Source organism: Streptomyces sp. NPDC050732, from assembly GCF_040654255.1.
Classification (GTDB): domain Bacteria; phylum Actinomycetota; class Actinomycetes; order Streptomycetales; family Streptomycetaceae; genus Streptomyces.
In genome coordinates this window covers 120,702-140,810 of record NZ_JBFAHP010000022.1, presented here as the reverse complement: position 1 = coordinate 140,810, position 20,109 = coordinate 120,702, and the positions used below count along the sequence as shown (strand labels likewise).

Here is a 20,109-nt window from a genome sequence, read left to right as displayed (position 1 = left end):
TCCTCCAGCGCGCCCACCGCGCCCCGCGCTCGGCGCAGATGGCTGCGGGCCGCTTCCGGGCGGCCCAGCTTCACGTAGTCCGCGGCGAGGTTCAGCCCCACCGGCCGGTGGGGCGCCCCTCGCGCGTTCAGTGGGTGTGTCCTCCTTCGGGGGCGTCGGGTTCGAGGTCGGGTGCGGCGCAGTAGTCGACGCCGGATTCCGGGGAGACGAGTTCCCCGGAGATGGCGTCGGTGCAGTAGGCGTCGAAGACCTCGGCCGCGTTGAGCGGCTGGAGCCGGCCGCCGTGCATGCGCCAGCCGTGGACCTGGTCGCGGGTGCCTTCGGCGCTGGAGCGCAGGACCATGCCGACCGCGCGGTGGGTGGCGATGCCGACGGCCAGGACGGTGGCGAACTCCAGGGCCTCTTGGTCGTCGAGCAGGGCGCGGCCGTCGGCTTTGACCTCGATGTGCAGTGCGGCGAGAAGTGTTTCGGGGTGGGAGGGGACGCTGCACACGAGGTGCCGGGTGCCCGGGCGGGAGGTGTCGAGGGCCCGCGTGATCAGTTCGGAGGCCCGGGCGAAGGCGGCTCGTCCGATGTCCTCGCCGCAGGTGGCGCAGGTGCCGGCGCGGGCGAGCTGCACTGTCGCGTACTCCCAGGTGGCCCGGCGGACCGCCTCGTCGACGAGGTCGGGGACGAGGTCGGCGAGGGACTGGCCCTCGTACGGAACGGTGGGGCCGCCCGAGGCCAGTTCGGCGGTGAAGCGGGTGCGGCTGTCCGGGGTGTCCGGGTTGAGGCCGGCCTCCGCGCAGTACTCCTCGTACTCCTGGGGGTCGAAGAGCGCGATGGTGGTGTGGCTGCCCTGGGCCGCGAGGGTTTTGAGGAGGGCCTCGACCTGCTGGAGGTAGATCTCGTGGTCGTCGAAGGTGAAGGTGCGGTAGCGGCGCATGGCCGCGAAGTCCTCCTCGTCGGCCAGCAGGCCGATGGTTCCGGCGACTTCGCGGCGCAGTGCGCGTCGCATGGTGTCGTGTCGGGTGTGCGCCATGATGTTCCCCCTGCGTACGGTCGATCAATGCTCACTCACAGTAACGAGGGGCACTGACAACGGCCGCTGAGCTGCGGGAAGGCGCTTGCGTCAGGCGCGCTTGCGGGCCAGGTCGGCGTAGAAGTCGAGAAGTTCGATGCGGTCGACGGAGCCGGGATTGACCGCCTTGTCCAGAGGTGTCCCCTGGAGGAGGCGTTTGACCGGGACCTCGATGCGCTTGCCGGTGAGGGTGTGCGGGACACCGGGCACCTCGATGACCTCGTCCGGGACGTGGCGCGGTGAGAGCTGCTCGCGGATGGTCCGCTTGATGCGGTCGCGCAGGGTGTCGTCGAGGGCGGCGCCTTCGGCGAGGTGGACGAAGAGGGGCATCCAGTAGCCCCCGTCGGGCTGTTCGACGCCGATGACGAGGGATTCTCGGATTTCGGGGAGCCGTTCGACGGCTTCGTAGATGTCGGCCGACCCCATGCGGACGCCCTGACGGTTGAGTGTGGAGTCGGAGCGGCCGTGGATGACGACCGAGCCGCGTGAGGTGAGGGTGATCCAGTCGCCGTGGCGCCAGACGCCGGGGTAGGTGTCGAAGTAACTGTCGTGGTAGCGGGTGCCGTCCGGGTCGTTCCAGAAGTGGATGGGCATGGAAGGCATGGGGTTGGTGACGACGAGTTCGCCGACTTCGTCGGTGAGTGGTTTGCCCTGGGGGTCCCAGGACTGCAGGTCCGTGCCGAGGCAGGGGGCCTGGAGCTCGCCGATGTGGACGGGGAGGGTGGGGACGGCGCCGGCGAAACAGGAGCAGACGTCCGTGCCGCCGCTGACCGATGCCGTCCACAGGCCGCCCGGGGTGTCGGCGAATTCGTCGTGCAGCCAGCGGAATCCGTCGGGGGGCAGCGGGGAGCCGGTGGTGGCGACGCAGGTGACGCGGGAGAGGTCGAAGTCCCTGGCCGGGTGGACGTCGGCCTTGCGGCAGGCCATGACGTATGCGGCGGAGGTGCCGAAGAGGGTGGCTCCGGTGCGCTCGGCGATGCGCCACTGGGCGCCGGTGTCGGGGTGGCCGGGGCTGCCGTCGTACAGGACGATCGTGGTGCCCGTGAGGAGACCGGAGACGAGGAAGTTCCACATCATCCAGCCGGTCGACGTGTACCAGAAGAAGCGGTCGTCGGGGCCGAGGTCGCAGTGGAGGCCGAGCTGCTTGAGGTGTTCGACGAGGATGCCGCCCTGGGATTGGACGATCGCCTTGGGCAGGCCGGTGGTGCCGGAGGAGTAGAGCACCCACAGGGGGTGGTCGAAGGGCACCGGTTCGAAGGTGGGTGCCGTGTCCCCCGAGGTGAGGGCGGACCATTCCAGGGCGCCTTCGGGGGCTTCGGTGCCGAGCAGCGGGATGTGGACGACGGCGCGGAGGGTGGGCAGTTCGGCGCGGAGTTCGGCGACGGTGTCGCGGCGGTCGTGCTCCTTGCCTCCGTAGCGGTAGCCGTCGACGGTGAAGAGGACGACCGGTTCGACCTGCTGGAAGCGGTCCAGGACGCTGCGGGCGCCGAAGTCGGGGGCGCAGGAGGTCCAGACGGCGCCGACGGCGGCGGTGGCCAGGAGGGCGACGACGGCCTGCGGGATGTTCGGCAGGTAGCCGCTGACGCGGTCTCCAGGGCGTACGCCCAGATTGCGCAGTTCCGCGGTGAGGGAGCCGACTTGGCGGCGGAGGTCGGCCCAGGTGACGGGCTGGGGGTCGTGGCTCTCGTCGACGTGGAGGAGGGCGGGGCTGTCCGCGCGCGCGGGGTCCTCGGCGGCACGGAGTGCGTGCTCGGCGTAGTTGAGGGTCGCTCCGGGGAACCACTCGGCGCCGGGCATGGCGCGGTCGCCCAGCACGCGCGCGTAGGGGGTGGTGAAGCGGACGTCGAACCAGTCGGTGACGGCTTTCCAGAACGTTTCGAGTTCGGTGACCGACCAGCGGTGCAGCGCTTCGTAGCCCCCGTCGGCCGGGGCTCCGTAGTGCTCGGCCGCCCAGGCCCGGAACTGGGTGACCTGCGCTTCGGCGATCCTCTCGGGGCTCGGCTGCCAGAGCGGCACAGGGTTCGCTGAGGACGTCATGGGGCGGCTCCCGGACTGTACGCGTCGTATGCGTGCGGGGTGCGCACGTGCTGGGTGTGCGCGTGAACACGGCTGCAAGGGACGATGCCACGTGATCGACTTCCGCACCAGGGTCTGCCGCACACGGGCGCCGCGTCGGATATGTGGCGTAGCCCCAGGTGAACGGCAGTTGAACGCGGCCCGCACACGGCTTCTTCGGTGGCAGGGTGAGCAGCATGAACGGTCGTGACCTGGTGCGTTCGGTGAAGGCGGTCGGCATGGGCGGCACGGCGCGGGGGTTGCGCACGGTGCGCTCCTCGTGGCGCAGGTGGCGGGCGGACGCGACGGGGCTGACGCCCCGGGGCGTGGAGCGTGCGCGGGTGCCGGGGGCCGTGACGGGGATGGAGCCGGAGCCCGGTGGTGGTGTGGTGCGGTTCGCCCGCTCCGAGCTGCGGGTGCGGGTGACGGTCGGCGGAGCGGTCTTCCTGGGCTGGGACGGGGCGGAGCCCGAGCCGTCGTACGCGTTGTCGTCCGGGAGCCCGGAGCCGGACCCGCGGGCCGTCCTTGAGCCCGACAAGGAGGGTGGCTGGCGGGTCGTGTCGGAGCGGGCGACGGTCGTGGTCTCGCGGCACGGGGCGGTGGAGCTGCGCACGCCGGGCGGTGTGATGCTGCGCCGTGATCTCCCGCCGCGCTGGTGGGAGCCGGCCGAGGGGGGTGCGGCGCGCTGGGTGCAGCGGTCGGAGGTGGCGGCGGACGCGCGGTTCTTCGGTCTGGGCGGGCGGTCCCGCGGGCCACGGCTGCGGAACGGGACGTACCGGCTGTGGAACACCGATCCGGGCGGCTCCTTCGGGCCGGATGACGATCCGCTGTACATCACCATGCCGGTGCAGATGGTGGTGGCGGACGCGGCCACGCATCTCGTCTTCCACGACAACTCGTGGGAGGGCGACGTCTCGGTGCGCGAGGGGGTGCAGGGTGACGGGTCCGGTCATGACCGGGCCGGTTCGTGCGAGGTGCGGATGAGTGGCGGGCCGCTGCGGTGCTGGGTGATGGTCGGTACTCCCGCGCGCGTGATGCACGCGTGGGCGTCGCTCACCGGTCCGCCCGCGCTGCCGCCCTCGTGGGCGCTGGGGCACCATCACGCGCGGTGGGGTTTCGGAAGTGAGCAGGAGGTGCGGCGGATCGTCGCCGGCTATCAGGAGCGCGGGCTGCCGTTGGACGCCGTCCATCTGGACATCGACCACTACGAAGCGCACCAGGTGTTCACCGTCGACAAGGAGCGCTTCCCCAAACTGCCGCAGTTCGCGGACGAGTTGCGCAGGGACGGGATCCGGCTCGTCTCGATCATCGATCCCGCGGTGAAGTCCGAGCGGGGTGTCGAAGCGTACGACAGCGGGATGGCGGCCGACGCCTTCGTGCGGGATGCCGCGGGGCGGCCGGTGCGCGGTGTGGTGTGGCCCGGAGAGGCGGTGTATCCGGACTTCACCGACCCGCGCGCGCGTGAGTGGTGGGGCACGCTCTACGAAGAGCGTCTTGAGCAGGGGTTCGCGGGCTTCTGGCACGACATGAACGAGCCGGTGTCGTTCGCGGCGTTCGGTGAGACGACGCTGCCCCGGTCGGCGCGGCACTCCCTTGAGGGGCGTGGCGGTGACCACCGGGAGGCCCACAACGTGTACGCCCTGGGGATGGCCCGTGCCGGCTACGAGGCGCTGTGTGGGCTGCATCCCGAGGAGCGGCCCTTCTTGTTCTCGCGTTCCGGGTGGGCGGGGATGCAGCGCTACGGAGGGACGTGGTCCGGAGACGTGTCCTCGGACTGGCCGGGGCTCCGGGCTTCGTTGGCGTTGGTGCTGGGGCTCGGGTTGTGCGGTGTGCCGTACTCGGGGCCTGATGTGGGTGGTTTTGGTGGCAGTCCGTCGCCGGAGCTGTATCTGCGGTGGTTCCAGTTGGGGGCGTATCTGCCGCTGTTCCGTACGCACGCGGCGATCGGGGCCGGGCGGCGCGAACCGTGGGAGTTCGGTGAGGAAGTGCTGGGGCACGCGCGCGAGGTGCTCGTCGAGCGGAGGCGGCTGTTGCCGTATTTCGTGACGCTCGCCCATCTCGCGCGGCGTACGGGTGCCCCTTATGTGCGGCCCTTGTGGTGGGGTAACCCCGAGGACCGGGCGTTGCGGGACTGTGAGGACGCGTTCCTGCTCGGGGATTCGCTGCTGGTGGCGCCGGTTCTTGAGTGTGGTGCGGTACGGCGGTCGGTGCGGTTGCCGGCAGGGCACTGGTACGACACGGCGACCGGCAGGGCGTACGAGGGGCCCGGGAAGGTGCTGGTGGACGCTCCGTTGGCGCGGGTCCCGGTGTTCGCGCGCGCGGGCACGGTGTTGCCCGTGCGGGGGTGCGACGGTGGCCTGGAGCTGGAGGTCTGGGCGCCTGCCGAGGGGCGTACCGGCGGTGGTGTCGTGGTCGCCGACGCGGGTGACGGCTGGGCGGAGGCGGAGCTGGAGCGGTTCACGACGCGGTGGAGCGCGGGGCGGGTGATCGTCGAGCGGGAGGGGGGCGAGGACGGGCCCGCACCGGGGCGTCCGGTGCGGGTACGGGGGCTCGACGGCTGAGGGTCGTGAACGGAGGGCGGGCGTTGAGGGCGAGGGGGTGGCTGCGGGTCAGTAGCGGCCCTCGAACCACGCGCGTGCCGCCAGCGTGTGCAGCGGGAAGGCGAGCTCGCCGGGGCGGCGCAGCAGGTCCCAGCCCTCGGTCTCGTCGGTCGGCGCGGGCGCGGGCAGGTCGGAGACGGGGCGTGCGGGGAGGAGGCCGAAGAGCAGGAGGTATCCGTCGGGGGCGCTCATGGCGTCGGCCAGGCGGACGTCGCGGCTCTCCACGCTGATGCCGGTCTCTTCCTTCAGCTCGCGCACGACCGCGTCTCGCCAGTCCTCCCTGTCGTCGATGAAACCGCCGGGCAGGGCGAGACCGCCGAGCGCGGGGGCGATGGCGCGGGTCACGACGAGCAGGCCGGTGCCCTGTGTGTCGTACGCGGGCTGGAGGGCGACCGCCACGGGCAGCGGGTTGCGGTAGGCCACTGTGCCGCAGGCGGCGCAGGTGCGGGGCCAGCCGGAGGGCTGGTCTTCGTAGGACGCTCCACAGCTCGAACAGTGGGAGCCGGGACCGGAGTTGGTGGGGTGTGGGGTTGCGGACACGCCGCGGACTGTATCCGATCCCCGATGCGTCGGTCTTTCGCGGGTGGCGGAGACCCTGATAGACGCAGGGGCATGACAGGAATTGTCCCCGCTCTGCGGAATCTCGCCGTCGGTGCCGCCGCTCTGCTGGCCGTGGCCGCCGCTCCTTCACCCGCGCAGGCCAAGCCCGAACCGAAGGCTCCGGAGGAGTTCGTCGCGCTGCGCGACGTCGACCCGACGATCATCCAGGAGATGCGTTACTTCACCCCGCACAATTTCGTCGGGGAGCCCATCGACGGCTACCGGAAGCCGATGTGCATCCTCACCGAGCCCGCGGCGAAGGCACTCCACAAGGCGCAGCGCGCGCTCCTGCGCAAGGGCTACTCCCTGAAGGTGTACGACTGTTACCGGCCGCAGCGAGCCGTCGACCACTTCGTGCGCTGGGCCGAGGATCTCACCGACGAGCGCATGAAGGCGGAGTTCTATCCCCATGTCGACAAGTCGCGGCTGTTCGCGGACGGTTACATCGCGGAGAAGTCCGGGCACAGCCGTGGCTCCACGGTGGATCTGACGGTGGTGCGGCTGCCCGCCCCGCCGACCCGCCCGTACGTCCCCGGGGAGCCCCTGACGCCCTGCTTCGGTCCGCGGAACGAGCGCTTCCCCGACAACTCGGTGGACATGGGGACGGGGTTCGACTGCTTCGACACGCTGTCGCACACGGACGATCCGCGGATCAGGGGGAAGCAGCGGGCCAACCGTGATCTGCTGCGGAACACCCTGGGCAAGCAGGGCTTCGTCAACCTCCCTGAAGAATGGTGGCACTTCACGTACAAACCCGAGTCGTTCCCCGACACCTACTTCGACTTCCCCGTCGCGCGGCGGTCGTTGCAGGGGGCGTAGCGCGGGCAGGAACCCCCGTGGCACACTTCTGACGTTCCGTCAGATCCAGTGCCTGGAGGAGCCTTGTCGCGAACGCGCACACCCGTAGTGGCCAACTGGTTCGCCGGGGAGGGTGAGGACTTCCACCTGCTGGGCACGCGCTGCGCTGCCTGCGCCTGCGTCTTCTTCCCTCGCGAGGACGGGTTCTGCCGCAATCCCGGCTGCGGGGGCGAGGAGCTCGCCGAGGTGCCGCTGTCGCGGCGCGGGCGCGTCTGGTCGTACACCGACGGCCGCTACCGGCCTCCCGCGCCCTACGTCTCCGACCCGGAACTTCCCTGGGAGCCCCGCACGTTGATCGCTGTGGAGCTGGCGGCCGAGCGCATGGTGGTGCTCGGGCAGTCGGTTCCCGGGGTCTCCGTCGCCGATCTGGAGGTCGGCATGGAGGTCGAGGTCGTCCCCGGTGTGCTGAACGAGGACGACGGGACGACGTGGACGACCTGGCACTGGCGGCCCGTGGGGGTGGGCGCATGACCGGAGAGGTGGCGGTGCTCGGCGCGGGCATGCATCCCTGGGGCAAGTGGGGGCGCGGATTCGTCGAGTACGGAGTGGCGGCTGCGCGCGCGGCACTCGCGGACGCCGGGGTCGACTGGCGGGACGTGGGCTCGATCGTCGGGGCGGACACGGTGCGCGGCGGCTATCCCGGTCACGTGGCCGGGGCCACGTTCGCCAAGGCGCTCGGCTGGCAGGGCGCGCGCGTGGCGAGCGTGTACGCGGCGTGCGCGTCCGGCGCCCAGGCCATCCACGCGGCGCGCACGCAGATCCTGGCGGGCATGGCCGACGTGGTTCTGGTGGTCGGCGCCGACGCGGCCCCCAAGGGGTTCTTCCGGCCGGCCGGAGGGGACCGGCCGGACGATCCCGACTGGCTGCGGTTCCGGGTTCTCGGGGCGACGAACCCCGCCTACTTCGGCCTGTACGCACGCCGCCGGATGGCCGTGCACGGCGACACCCTGGATGACTTCGCGCAGGTCAAGGTGAAGAACGCGGCGGCGGGCGCGCTCAACGAGAACGCGCGCTACCGCAAGGCCGTCACCGCCGATGAGGTCGCCGCCTCCGCCGTCGTGGCCGACCCGCTGCGGCTGCTCGACATCTGTGCCACCTCGGACGGTGCCGCGGCCCTGGTGCTCTCCAGCATGCGGTTCGCGCGGCGGCACGGGGCGGCGGATCCGGTGCGCATCCGCGCGGTGTCCACGGTCACGCCGACGTATCCGACGACGGTGCTCGATCTGCCGGACATCGCCACGGACTCGGCGGCGGTCGTGCGCCCCGCCGACGGGACGTTCCGCGCGTCCATCGCCCGGGCGGCGTACGAAGAAGCGGGCATAGGCCCCGAGGACATATCGCTGGCGGAGGTCTACGACCTGTCGACCGCCCTGGAACTGCAGTGGTACGAGGACCTGGGGCTGTGCGGCGAGGGCGAGGGCGCCAAGCTGTTGCGCGACGGGGTGACGGCGCCGGGTGGGCGCGTGCCGGTGAACACCAGTGGAGGGCTCGCTTCCTTCGGGGAGGCGGTGCCCGCCCAGGCCATCGCGCAGGTCTGCGAAGTGACCTGGCAGCTGCGAGGGGCGGCGGGGGCGCGGCAGGTCGAGGGGGCGCGCGTGGGAGTGACCGCGAACCAGGGGCTGTTCGGGCACGGGTCCGCAGTGGTGGCGGTGCGCTGACCCCGTCGGGTGGTCGCGGTGCCCTGACCCTGCCGGTCGTCGCGGTGCCCTGAGCCCGTCCGCGGGGGCCGACGGTCGCTCATCACGGGCGCCGTGGGGGAAGCCCACACGCCGGTTAACCGTTGCCGTCCGCGACCTTGACGCTCCATCACCATCGGTGAACACTTCCGGGTGTCAGTCGGCGTCGCCGCACTTCGGCTCCACGCGCTCAGAGCGTCTGCGCGCGCGAAGGGTCTGTACGAAGGGCCTGCTCACCGGGTCATCCCCCATGGGCGATTCGACTGCGACGGCACGCTCGCCATGGACGCCGGGCGGGGTTCGGGAGACCTCTGCCGCCGGCTGCGTCAGCCGGGCCCGTCCAGGCAGCGGTCGTGGGAACGCACCCTGCACGGAGGTCCGGGGCGCACTGCCCCGGGCCACGGCCTAGGAGCCGCCATGTACTCGAACGGGGACATCTTCGTCGGTGAGGTCATCGGCACCGCGATTCTGATTCTTCTCGGCGCCGGCGTGTGCGCCGCGGTCACGCTCAGCCATTCGAAGGCGAAGGCCTCCGGGTGGGTCGTCATCGCCTTCGGATGGGGCTTCGGCGTGCTCGCCGGCGCGTACACCGCGGGCCCGCTCTCCGGCGGTCACCTCAATCCGGCCGTCACGCTCGGCATCGCGATCGACACCGGCGAGTGGGACAAGGCCTGGATCTATGTCCTCGGGCAGATGGTGGGCGCGATGCTCGGCGCCGTCCTCGCCTATCTCGTGTACCTCGCGCAGTTCAACGCCAATGTCACGCGAAGCGTCAAGGACAAGGTGGCCGGCGCGCACGAACCGACGCCGACGCTCGGCATCTTCTCCACCATCCCGGAGATCCGGAACCCCGTCGCCAACATCATCACCGAGGTCATCGCGACCGTCGCCCTGGTGCTGCCCGTCCTGGCCTTCGGGCTCACCGAGGGGCTCGGCGAATCCGGCACGCAGACGCTGATCGTGGCCTTCCTGGTCGTCGGCATCGGCCTCTCCCTCGGCGGCCCCACGGGCTACGCCATCAACCCGGCGCGCGACCTCGGTCCGCGCATCGTGCACACCTTCCTGCCGATCCCCAACAAGGGGACATCCGACTGGAGTTACGCCTGGATTCCAGTGGCCGGACCGCTGATCGGCGGCGCCCTCGCGGGCCTCATCTACAACGCAGCCTTCTGAGTCGTCTCACCAAGGGTCACCAAGGGGTAGCCATGCCGGACAGCTCCGAGAAATTCGTCGCCGCCATCGACCAGGGCACCACTTCGAGCCGCTGCATCATCTTCGACCAGGACGGCGCGATCGTCGCCGTGGACCAGCGGGAACACCGCCAGATCTTCCCCAAGCCCGGCTGGGTGGAGCACGACGCCACGGAGATCTGGTCCAAGGTGCAGGCGGTGGTCGCGGGAGCCATCGCCAAGGCCGGGCTCCGCGCCGACCACCTGAGCGCGCTCGGCATCACCAACCAGCGCGAGACGACGGTCCTGTGGGACCGCGCCACCGGCAAACCCGTGCACAACGCCATCGTGTGGCAGGACACCCGCACCTCCGGGCTCTGCAACGACCTGGGCGGCACGGACGGCCAGGACCGCTTCCGCGAGCAGACCGGACTGCCCCTCGCGAGCTACTTCTCCGGCCCCAAGGCCGCCTGGCTGCTCGACAACGTGCCGGGGCTCAGGGCCCGCGCCGAGCGGGGCGAGATCGCCTTCGGCACCATCGACTCCTGGCTGATCTGGAACCTCACGGGCGGCACCGACGGCGGCCGGCACGTCACCGACGTCACCAACGCGGGCCGCACCATGCTGATGAACCTCCAGACGCTCCAGTGGGACAGCTCGATCCTGTCGGCGATGAACATCCCCGAAGCGGTCCTGCCGGAGATCAAGTCGTCGGCCGAGGTCTACGGCACGGCCGTGGGCCAGCTCTCCGGAGTGCCCGTCGCCTCCGCCCTGGGCGACCAGCAGGCGGCCGTCTTCGGACAGGCCTGCTACGACACGGGGACGGCCAAGAACACCTACGGGACGGGCAGCTTCCTGCTGCTCAACACCGGTAACCGGCCTGTCCCCTCGAAGAACGGGCTGCTCACGACGGTGGGCTACAAGATCGGCTCCGAGGCGCCCGTGTACTGCCTGGAGGGGTCCATCGCGATCACCGGAGCGCTGGTGCAGTGGTTCCGCGACCAGCTGGGCATCATCCGCAGTGCGGATGAGATCGAGACCCTCGCGGCGAGCGTGGACGACAACGGCGGGGCGTACATCGTGCCCGCGTTCTCCGGCCTGTACGCGCCCTACTGGCGCTCCGACGCGCGCGGTGTCGTCACCGGGCTCACCCGGTACGTCACCAAGGCCCACCTCGCGCGGGCGGTGCTGGAGGCGACCAGCTGGCAGACCCGTGAGGTCGTGGACGCCATGTACCAGGACTCCGGAGTGCGGATCACCACTCTCAAGGTGGACGGCGGCATGACCAAGAACAACCTGCTGATGCAGCACCAGGCGGACGTCCTGGGCGTGCCCGTGATCCGTCCCAAAGTCTCCGAGACCACCTGTCTGGGCGCGGCGTACGCGGCCGGGCTCGCGACCGGCGTGTGGAACGACCTCGACGAGCTCAAGGCGCACTGGCAGCAGGACGTGGAGTGGACGCCGCGGATGGACGCCGCGTCGCGGGACCGCGAGTTCCACAACTGGCACAAGGCGGTGGAGCGGAGCTTCGGCTGGCTGGAGGACGGCGAGGGCTGAGGCGGACGGAGCTGCGGCCCGTACCCCGGTCGGCGGGGGTACGGGCCGCGTGTGCGCCGCTACGTCGTGGCGTGTTCGCGGGAAGCCGCGGCCGCTGCCATCGCGTGTTCGACCACGTCGATGAGGACTTCCTTCACGGACTCGCGGTCGCGTGCGTCGCAGAGCACGACGGGCACTTCGGGGTCGAGGTCGAGCGCCTGGCGCACGGTGTCCGTGGGGTAGCGCGAGGCGCCTTCGAAGCAGTTGACGCCGACGACGAAGGGTATGGAGCGCCGTTCGAAGTAGTCGATGGCGGCGAAGCAGTCCTCCAGGCGGCGGGTGTCGGCGAGGACCACGGCGCCCAGCGCCCCGGTGGCCAGCTCGTCCCAGAGGAACCAGAAGCGGTCCTGCCCCGGGGTGCCGAAGAGGTACAGGACGAGATCCTCGCGGAGGGTGATGCGGCCGAAGTCCATGGCCACGGTGGTGGTGTGCTTGCCCGCGACGCCGCGGGTATCGTCGACGGGGCGGCCGGCCTCGCTGAGGGTCTCCTCGGTGCGCAGCGGCCTGATCTCGCTGACCGCGCCGACCAGGGTGGTCTTGCCGACGCCGAAGCCGCCCGCCACCAGGATCTTCAGCGTGACCGGCTCCACGGGGGCCTTGCCGCGCTCACTGCGCCTGAAGATCATCGCTCACTTCTCCTGCTTCGGGGGTGTCGCGCGGGGCCGGTCCGTATCCGCCGCCGCCGGGGGTTTCGATCACGAGTACGTCGCCGGGGCCCAGGTCGGCCGAGTCGCTGCCCGCGAGCTTCACGACGGTGCCGTCCGCGCGTTCCACGCGGTTGGCCCCGAGAGCGCCGGGAGCGCCGCCCGCCATGCCGTACGGCGCGATTCTGCGGTGCTGCGACAGGGTGGAGACCGTCATCGGCTCGCGGAAGCGGATGCGGCGCACGGCTCCGTCCCCGCCGCGCCATCTCCCGTCGCCCCCGCTGCCCTCGCGCACGGCGAACTCCTCCAGGAGGACGGGCAGCCGCCACTCCAGTACTTCGGGGTCGGTGAGCCGGGAGTTGGTCATGTGGGTCTGGACGACGGGCGCCCCGTCGAAGCCGTCGCCCGCTCCGGAGCCGGAGGCCACCGTCTCGTAGTACTGGTGGTGGTCGTTGCCGAACGTCACGTTGTTCATCGTGCCGGAACCCTCGGCCTGCACGCCCAGTGCGGCGTAGAGCGCCCCGGTGATGGCCTGGGAGGTCTCCACGTTCCCCGCGACGACGGCCGCGGGCGGCTCGGGGGCGAGCAGCGAGCCCGGGGGCACGATGATGCGCAGGGGGCGCAGGCAGCCGTCGTTGAGGGGGATGTCGTCGGCGACGAGGGTGCGGAAGACGTACAGGACGGCGGCGTTGACCACCGCGAAGGGGGCGTTGAAGTTGGTGGCGAGCTGCGGCGACGTACCGCTGAAGTCGATGGTCGCCGAGCGTTGCTCGCGGTCCACGGTGACGCGGACGTGGATCGTGGCGCCCGAGTCGGTTTGATAGGCGAACTCGCCCTCTTCAAGGACGTCGATCACGCGGCGTACTGATTCCTCCGCGTTGTCCTGGACGTGCTTCATGTACGCCTGGACGACGTCGAGGCCGAAGTCGTCGATCATCCGGGAGACTTCGTCGACGCCCTTCTGGTTGGCGGCGATCTGGGCGCGCAGGTCGGCGAGGTTCGTGTCCGGGTTGCGGGAGGGGTACGGGGCGCCGGTGAGCAGGCCACGGGTCTCGGCCTCACGGAACCGGCCCTCTTCTACAAGAAGCCAGTTGTCGAAGAGGACGCCCTCCTCGTCGATGGTGCGGCTGTCGGCCGGCATGGACCCGGGGGCGATGCCGCCGATCTCGGCGTGGTGCCCGCGTGAGGCGACGTAGAAGAGGATCCGCTCCTTGCGAGAACCGTCCGTCTCCGGAGTGCCGTGCTCCCCCGCCCTGTCGAAGACCGGCGTGATCACCGTGACGTCGGGGAGGTGCGTGCCGCCGTGGTACGGGTCGTTGACGGCGTACGTGTCGCCGGGGCGCATGCCGGTGCCGCGGCGTTCGATCACCTCCTTCACGCTGGTGCCCATCGACCCCAGGTGGACGGGGATGTGGGGCGCGTTGGCGACGAGGTTGCCGTCGGGGTCGAAGAGCGCGCAGGAGAAGTCGAGGCGCTCCTTGATGTTCACCGACTGGGACGTGGACTCCAGGCGGGCGCCCATCTGTTCGGCGATGGACATGAAGAGGTTGTTGAACACTTCGAGCAGCACCGGGTCGGCCGCGGCGCCGGCGGTGGAACTGTCGGGCGCGGTGACGCGTTCCATGAGCAGGTGGCCCGCTTCCGTGGTCGACGCCCGCCAGCCGTCGTCCACGACGGTGGTGGCACCGGCTTCCGTGATGATCGCCGGTCCTGTGACGGTCCGGCCGGGCGGCAGCTCCTCGCGGCGGTGCAGGGGTACGTCGCGTCGGCGGCCGCCTGTGTGGAGGCTGACCCGCCGCGGAGTGCCCGGCCGGGCCGGGCCCGCGAGGGCCGAGAGATCGGGTGGCTCGGTGCCTCCGGTGGCCTCCACGGAGAGGGCCTCCACGACGACGGGCCGGTCCAGGGTGAAGGAGTAGGTGGCGCGGTGGCGGTCCTCGAAGTCCCGGGTCATGGCGTCCGGGTCCGTGAGTTCGACGGTCAGGGCGGTGTCCGTGCCGTCGTAGCGGAGGTGGGCGCGGCGCGTGACGCGGACGCGGTCGGCCGGCACGTCCTCGGCGAGGAGTTCGTCGCGGGCCGCGCTCTCCAGGTCGTCCGCCGTTTTGCGGACGCGCGGCATCGACGCGGCCTCCAGGGGCAGCTCCACGGACTGCTCGCGCATCGCCGTGGTGTCGGCGAGGCCGATGCCCAGGGCGGAGAGCACACCGGCCATGGGCGGTACGAGGACGGTGCGGATGCCGAGTGAGTCGGCGACCATGCAGGCGTGCTGGCCGCCCGCGCCGCCGAACGTGGTCAGGGCGTAGCGCGTGACGTCGTGGCCCTTCTGGACCGAGATGCGCTTGACGGCGCCCGCGATGTTGGCGACCGCGATCCGCAGGTATCCCTCGGCGACCTGCTCGGGCGTGCGGTCGTCGCCCGTCGCCGCGCGGATCTCCTCGGCGAGGGCGGTGAAGCGGTCCCGGACGAGGTCGGCGTCGAGGGGCTGGTCTCCGTTCGGTCCGAACACCGCCGGGAAGTGGGCGGGTTGGATGCGGCCGAGGGCGACGTTGGCGTCGGTGACGGTGAGCGGCCCGCCGCCGCGGTAGCTCGCCGGGTCGGGGTCGGCGCCCGCCGAGTCGGGGCCGACGCGATAGCGGCTGCCGTCGAAGTGGAGCACCGACCCGCCGCCCGCGGCGACGGTGTGGATGTCGAGCATGGGGGCGCGCAGCCGGACCCCGGCGATCTGTGTGGTGAACACCCGCTCGTACTCGCCGGCGTAGTGCGACACGTCCGTCGACGTGCCGCCCATGTCGAAGCCGATGACCCGGTCGAAGCCCGCGAGGCCCGACATCCGCGCCATGCCGACGATGCCGCCCGCGGGACCGGACAGGATCGCGTCCTTGCCGCGGAACCGGCCCGCTTCCGTGAGACCGCCGTTCGACTGCATGAACATCAGCCGCGCGCCGTGGAGTTCATCGGCGACGTGCTGGACGTAGCGGCGCAGAACCGGTGACAGATAGGCGTCGACGACCGCGGTGTCGCCCCGCGGTACGAGCTTCATGAGGGGGCTGACCTCGCTGGACAGCGAGACCTGCGGGAAGCCTGTGCGGACGGCGAGCTCGCCGATGGCCTGTTCGTGGGAGGGGTACAGGTGGCTGTGCATGCAGACCACCGCCACGGAGCGGATTCCGTCGTCGTACGCGGCGCGCAGGGAGGCCGTCAGCCCCTCCAGGTCGGGTGCGCGCAGCAGGTCGCCGTCGGCGGTGACGCGCTCGTCGACCTCGATGACACGGTCGTACAGAAGTTCGGGCAGGGCGATCTCGCGGGCGAAGATCCGTGGGCGGTTCTGGTAGGCGATGCGGAGTGCGTCGCGGAAGCCCCGGGTGATGACCAGGGCGGTGGGCTCGCCCTTGCGTTCCAGGAGGGCGTTGGTGGCGACGGTGGTGCCCATGCGGACGGCGTCGACGGGCGCGGCGTCGTCGCCGTCGCCCGTCTTCGCGTCGTCGAGCAGCTCTCGGATGCCCGTGACCGCCGCGTCCCGGTAGCGCGCCGGGTTGTCGGAGAGGAGCTTGTGCGTGCGGAGGCTGCCGTCCGGGCGCCTCGCGACGATGTCCGTGAAGGTGCCGCCCCTGTCGACCCAGAACTGCCAGCCAGTCACGTTCCCACTCCCGCTTCCGCGCTGTTCAGAGCGCCCGGAGGCCGCTGATCACGTCGCGCAGAATACTCTCGTCCGGAAGCTCGGCAGGGGGCACCGGACGGGTCACGTGCACCAGTTCGTCCTCGACCAGATCGCCGATGAGGACACGGACCACGCCGATGGGCAGGTCGAGTTCGGCCGCCAGTTCGGCGACCGACTGGGGCGTGTCGCGGCAGAGCTCGACGATGTCCACATGCTCCGGAGACAGCGTCTGGTCGGCCTCGCGGACGCCGGACGCCCGGTCCTCGGTGATGACGACCGCGATCAGGTCGAGCCGGTGCTGCCCGGGGCTCGTGGTGCGGCCGCGTGTCATGGCGTACGGACGCACTACGGGACCGGCGTCGTCGTCGAACCAGCGGGGCGCCTCCTGCGCCTTCGGTAACTTCCGCGTGGCCTCTGTTGTTCTCTGCGTCCCTCGACCGTCTTCGCTCATGACCTCCCACTACCCCCCGGCGGGCAGATCCGTGCGCGGCGCCGTACCCAGATGCACACCGACCCGCTTGACCAGCAGCGTCATCTCGTACGCCACCAGGCCGACGTCGGAGTCCGCGTCCGCGAGGACGGCGAGGCAGCTGCCGTCGCCCGCGGCCGTGACGAAGAGGAAGGCGTCGTCGAGCTCGACCACGGTCTGCCGGACCCTGCCCGCCTCGAAGTGCCTGCCGACACCCTTGGCGAGGCTGTGGAACCCGGAGGCGACGGCGGCGAGGTGCTCGCTGTCCTCCCGGGTCAGGTTCTTCGACACACCGGTCGGCAGGCCGTCTCCGGAGAGCACGAGCGCCTTGCGGATGCTGGCGACGCGCTGCACCAGGTCGTCGAGGAGCCAGTTCAGCTCCCCCCTCCCGCCGGTCGTGGTGGTGCGTGCGTCGCCATTCGGTGCGGTCATCGACCGTCCCCCTCGGATGTCGTTCCTGGTGCTGTGCCGTTCGTGGCGTCGTCGCCTGCGGCATTCTCGTCGCGGCCGCGCTGCCAGCCCCGCTGGAGCGAGGCCATGCGGCTGCGTACCTCGTCCGCGTCGCGCTCCTCGGGCCGGGTCTCGGCGCGTCGGGGGCGGCGGTCGGGTCCGTCCTTCAACTGCGGGGCGAGGCTGGCCTGCCGGACGCGGCGGGGCAGTCCGCCCGGAGCGGTCGTGTCGGTGTCGGGCGCCGCAGCGGGCCGGAGCCCGGTGCCGTCCCAGGGGGCGCGGTCCTGGTCGACGCGGTCCTGGTCGGCGGTGGCCGGGGTGGCGGTGCGGCGGCCACGCCGGGGGAGGTCCGTCGACACGTCGTCGACGGCCGTGACGTCGTGGTGCGGCGGCGACAGGTCGGGCCAGGCGGGCTGCGACTGCGGGCGCCTCGGAGCCTCGTCCTCGGCGGCCGGGGCCAGGGGCCTGCCCTCCGGCTGCCTGCCTTCGGGGAAGCGGCTGTCGGACTGCCTGTCCTCCGGGAAGCGGCGACTGTCCTGCGGGAAGCGGCTGTCCTGCGGCCTGCCCTCCGGGAAGCGGCTGTCCTGCGACCGCCCGTCCTGCGGCCTGGTGTGCGTCACCGGGCGGCCGTTCGAGCGGACCAGTTTCGGGGTCCTGCGGCGCGGCAGCGGGACGGGCCCTCCGGAGTGGGCGTCCTCGGCGGAGTCGTCCTCGGCTCCGGTGGGCGCGGCGTTCCGGCGGGTCGGCTCCCCGCGGCTCGTCTCACGGTCGTCGCGGGCCTGCTGGTGTTGTTCGCCGGGTGTGCCCGCCACCCGGCGGCGCGGCCGGAAGAGGCCACCGCGCTCGCTCTCCTCGTCGCCGAGGGCGCCGGGGAAGGCGTCGAGGTCGGCCAGGCCGACGGGCGCCTCCAGCTCGACGGGGCCGTCCAGAACGGAGGCGGGCAGGCCGGGCAGCTGCACGGGCACCTGGGCGAGCGCCGCCGCGCGGTCGACGCCCTTGCCGGGGCCCGCCACGGCCTCCTTGGTCTGCGCCCGGTCGAACCGGAAGCCCGCGCCACCCGTGTCGGGCACGTCGTCGGTGAGCAGCGACTCGGGAATGAAGACGACAGCGGTCGTGCCGCCGTACGGAGAGGGCTGCAGCGACACGCGGACGCGCTGGCGCTGTGCGAGCCTGCTGACCACGAACAGGCCGAGCCGGTCGGTGTCGGACAGTTCGAACTCGGGGGTCTCCGCGAGCCGCAGGTTGGCGTCCAGGAGCGCGTCGGCCGTCATGCCGAGGCCCCGGTCGTGGATCTCCAGGGTGAAGCCGTTGGCGACGTGCTCGCCGAGCACCTGCACCGCGGTGTGCGGCGGCGAGAACACCGTGGCGTTCTCCAGGAGTTCGGCCATGAGGTGGGTGAGGTCGGCGACCGCGGGCCCGGTGACCGCGATGCGGGGCAGGCGGCGCACCTCGATGCGTTCGTAGTCCTCGACCTCGGCGACGGCCGCGCGGACGACGTCCATGAGCTGGACCGGCTTGCGCCACTGACGCGACGGGGCGGCACCGGAGAGGATCACGAGACCCTCGGCGTGCCGCCGCATGCGGGTGGTCAGGTGGTCGAGGCGGAACAGGTCGGCGAGCTCGTCGGTGTCCTCGGTCCTGCGCTCCATGGTGTCGAGGAGGGTGAGCTGCTTGTGCAGCAGGACCTGGCTGCGGCGGGCGAGGTTGACGAACACCTCGGAGACGCCGCGGCGCAGGTCGGCCTGTTTGACGGTGGCCTCGACGGCGGCGCGCTGCAGCGTGTTGAGGGCCTGCCCGACCTGACCGATCTCGTCCTTGCCGTACTCCAGCCGGGGCGCCTCGGTCTCCACGTCGACCTGCTCCCCCGCCGCCAGGCGGCGCAGTACGCCGGGCAGCCGGACGCCGGACGCCTCGTGGGCCTCCAGCCGCAGCCGGCGCAGGTCGCGGATGAGGCCGCGGCCGATGCGTACGGACAGGAAGAGCGAGACCAGCAGCGCCAGCAGGCCGAGCACGCCGGCCGCGATGACCCGCACGACCACGCCGACGGCGGCCGGCTCGACACGGTCCTGGAAGCGGTCGGTCGCCGCGCTGTTGCTCTCGGAGAGCTGCTTGAGGACCCGGCCCGCGGCCTGGTCCCAGTGGCTGGACGTGACCGCGCGCTGCTTGTCGGGCCCGGACTCGATGATGTCCCGCTCGGCCTTGCGCAGCTGGGTGGTCTCGGTGCCGTTCCAGTAGCGCTCGTAGCGGGCGCGGTCGTCCTCGGGGAGCTGCGCGAAGTTCACCTCGAAGAGGAGGGAGCGCTGGGCGCGGAGCTCGGTGGCCTGCCGGATCTCGGCCTTGGTGATCCGCCCGGCGACGAGCGCCGAACCGATCAACGCGTCCTCGCGGGACAGCAGTTCACGCGCGCGGGTGGCGCCGACGAGCGCCCGGCCCTGCTGGTCGTACTTCATGTCGTCGAGACCGGAGAAGCCGTTGAGCGTGCTGAGCAGGTCGAAGTAGGGGTCGATCAGCTTCGTGTACATCTTCAGGGCGTCGCCCCTGGTGATCGTGCCCTCTTCGACGCTCCTGCGCAGCGGCTCGATGCCGTCGAAGGCCTCGACGAGCTCGTCGAGCCGTTTCCGCGAGTCTCCGCCGACGCCGTCACGGACGTCCGGGTCCTGGGCGTTGGCCCGGATCTTGTCGACCATTGCGTCGGTCGCGGTGCGGCTGCGGCGCAGCGCGGCGAGCGCGTCGGAGGCCCGGGGGTCGGCGAGGTAGACGAGGGTCTGGCGGCGCTCCTGCTGGATCACGCGCGCCGTGTCCTCGACCGGGTAGGCGAGCTTGTCGACGACGTTCACCGTGTCGATGAGGCTGAGCGCCTGGCGGCCGGTGACGACGGTGGCGAAGCCCCAGATCGCAGTGAGGGAGAGCAGCGGCACGAGCAGCAGCGCCACGATCTTCCGGCGGATGGACTTCCCGCGAAAGCGCATGGCCTCCCCCAGATCGGCCCCCTGAGGCCGTTGCACGGGCCAGGGGCACACATGTGCGTCAACAAACGGCGCGAGCCTACTACTGACTCACGGGCAACTCGAAGGTGCATCCGAACGCTTTTCAGCCGTGACGCGAAAGAGACGTCCCTAGTTGTCCCCCCATTACGGGAGATTGCGTCCCAGCATGTGGCACCTGCCGGGAGGCCCCATCCGCCTTTCCTGGCACGCCAGTTGGCCGGATCTCTTCGCTTCGCGGAACCGGAGCGGGAATCTTTCGGATCTCTCGTTCGTCCATGAGGGAGAGAGCC

The 20,109-nt window shown here is 71.4% G+C and carries 13 protein-coding genes and 1 pseudogene; 6 read left to right on the top strand and 8 right to left on the bottom strand.

Features of this window, described 5'->3' with window-relative positions; genetic code table 11:
- Window positions 1–127 precede the first annotated feature (127 nt).
- Together AB0H82_RS21425 and AB0H82_RS21420 are read right to left on the bottom strand one after the other, a co-directional pair.
- Window positions 128–1,021 carry a hypothetical protein gene (locus AB0H82_RS21425; RefSeq protein ID WP_362994952.1) on the bottom strand — a complete coding sequence of 298 codons (894 nt, stop codon included), beginning with the start codon at window positions 1,019–1,021 and terminating at the stop codon, window positions 128–130.
- A gap of 90 nt (window positions 1,022–1,111) precedes the next feature.
- The gene (locus AB0H82_RS21420) at window positions 1,112–3,097 is read right to left on the bottom strand and encodes an acetoacetate--CoA ligase (RefSeq protein WP_362994950.1); all 1,986 of its coding nucleotides are present in this window, start codon (window positions 3,095–3,097) and stop codon (window positions 1,112–1,114) included.
- Between the two features lie 215 nt (window positions 3,098–3,312).
- Here AB0H82_RS21420 and AB0H82_RS21415 point away from each other — a divergent pair, with 215 nt between their 5' ends.
- On the top strand, window positions 3,313–5,676 hold the full coding sequence (locus AB0H82_RS21415; protein ID WP_362994948.1) for a glycoside hydrolase family 31 protein: 2,364 nt from the start codon (window positions 3,313–3,315) through the stop codon (window positions 5,674–5,676).
- 48 nt (window positions 5,677–5,724) lie between these two features.
- Here AB0H82_RS21415 and AB0H82_RS21410 read toward each other — a convergent pair whose 3' ends face one another.
- The gene (locus AB0H82_RS21410) at window positions 5,725–6,255 is read right to left on the bottom strand and encodes an NUDIX domain-containing protein (RefSeq protein ID WP_362994946.1); all 531 of its coding nucleotides are present in this window, start codon (window positions 6,253–6,255) and stop codon (window positions 5,725–5,727) included.
- Window positions 6,256–6,327: 72 nt separating this feature from the next.
- Between AB0H82_RS21410 and AB0H82_RS21405 the strand changes: the two genes are divergently transcribed.
- The 5 genes from AB0H82_RS21405 (at window position 6,328) to glpK (ending at window position 11,575) form a co-directional block, all read left to right on the top strand.
- Window positions 6,328–7,134, top strand: a complete 807-nt coding sequence (locus AB0H82_RS21405; protein ID WP_362994944.1) for a M15 family metallopeptidase — start codon at window positions 6,328–6,330, stop codon at window positions 7,132–7,134.
- A 63-nt stretch (window positions 7,135–7,197) separates the two neighbouring features.
- The gene (locus tag AB0H82_RS21400; RefSeq protein ID WP_362994942.1) at window positions 7,198–7,644 is read left to right on the top strand and encodes a zinc ribbon domain-containing protein; all 447 of its coding nucleotides are present in this window, start codon (window positions 7,198–7,200) and stop codon (window positions 7,642–7,644) included.
- Window positions 7,641–8,831 carry a lipid-transfer protein gene (locus tag AB0H82_RS21395; RefSeq protein WP_362994940.1) on the top strand — a complete coding sequence of 397 codons (1,191 nt, stop codon included), beginning with the start codon at window positions 7,641–7,643 and terminating at the stop codon, window positions 8,829–8,831. Before AB0H82_RS21400 ends, AB0H82_RS21395 begins: the two co-directional genes overlap by 4 nt.
- 435 nt (window positions 8,832–9,266) lie before the next feature.
- Entirely contained in the window at window positions 9,267–10,022 is a 756-nt protein-coding gene (locus AB0H82_RS21390) for an MIP/aquaporin family protein (protein ID WP_362994938.1), read from the top strand.
- Window positions 10,023–10,054: 32 nt separating this feature from the next.
- Complete coding sequence (gene glpK / locus AB0H82_RS21385) at window positions 10,055–11,575, top strand: glycerol kinase GlpK (RefSeq protein WP_362994936.1); 1,521 nt, start codon at window positions 10,055–10,057, stop codon at window positions 11,573–11,575.
- 59 nt (window positions 11,576–11,634) lie between these two features.
- Here the strand turns inward: glpK and AB0H82_RS21380 are convergent, their stop codons facing one another.
- From AB0H82_RS21380 to AB0H82_RS21360, 5 genes and pseudogenes are all read right to left on the bottom strand, one after another.
- Window positions 11,635–12,240 carry an ATP/GTP-binding protein gene (locus tag AB0H82_RS21380; RefSeq protein ID WP_362994934.1) on the bottom strand — a complete coding sequence of 202 codons (606 nt, stop codon included), beginning with the start codon at window positions 12,238–12,240 and terminating at the stop codon, window positions 11,635–11,637.
- The gene (locus AB0H82_RS21375) at window positions 12,221–15,892 is read right to left on the bottom strand and encodes a hydantoinase B/oxoprolinase family protein (protein ID WP_362994932.1); all 3,672 of its coding nucleotides are present in this window, start codon (window positions 15,890–15,892) and stop codon (window positions 12,221–12,223) included. The genes AB0H82_RS21380 and AB0H82_RS21375 overlap by 20 nt, the downstream gene beginning before the upstream one ends.
- A 25-nt stretch (window positions 15,893–15,917) precedes the next feature.
- Window positions 15,918–16,286 (bottom strand): annotated as a pseudogene (locus AB0H82_RS21370) (DUF742 domain-containing protein); the annotation flags it as partial.
- Between the two features lie 87 nt (window positions 16,287–16,373).
- Complete coding sequence (locus AB0H82_RS21365; protein WP_362994930.1) at window positions 16,374–16,814, bottom strand: roadblock/LC7 domain-containing protein; 441 nt, start codon at window positions 16,812–16,814, stop codon at window positions 16,374–16,376.
- On the bottom strand, window positions 16,811–19,801 hold the full coding sequence (locus AB0H82_RS21360) for a nitrate- and nitrite sensing domain-containing protein (RefSeq protein ID WP_362994928.1): 2,991 nt from the start codon (window positions 19,799–19,801) through the stop codon (window positions 16,811–16,813). The genes AB0H82_RS21365 and AB0H82_RS21360 overlap by 4 nt, the downstream gene beginning before the upstream one ends.
- Between the last annotated feature and the right edge of the window lie 308 nt (window positions 19,802–20,109).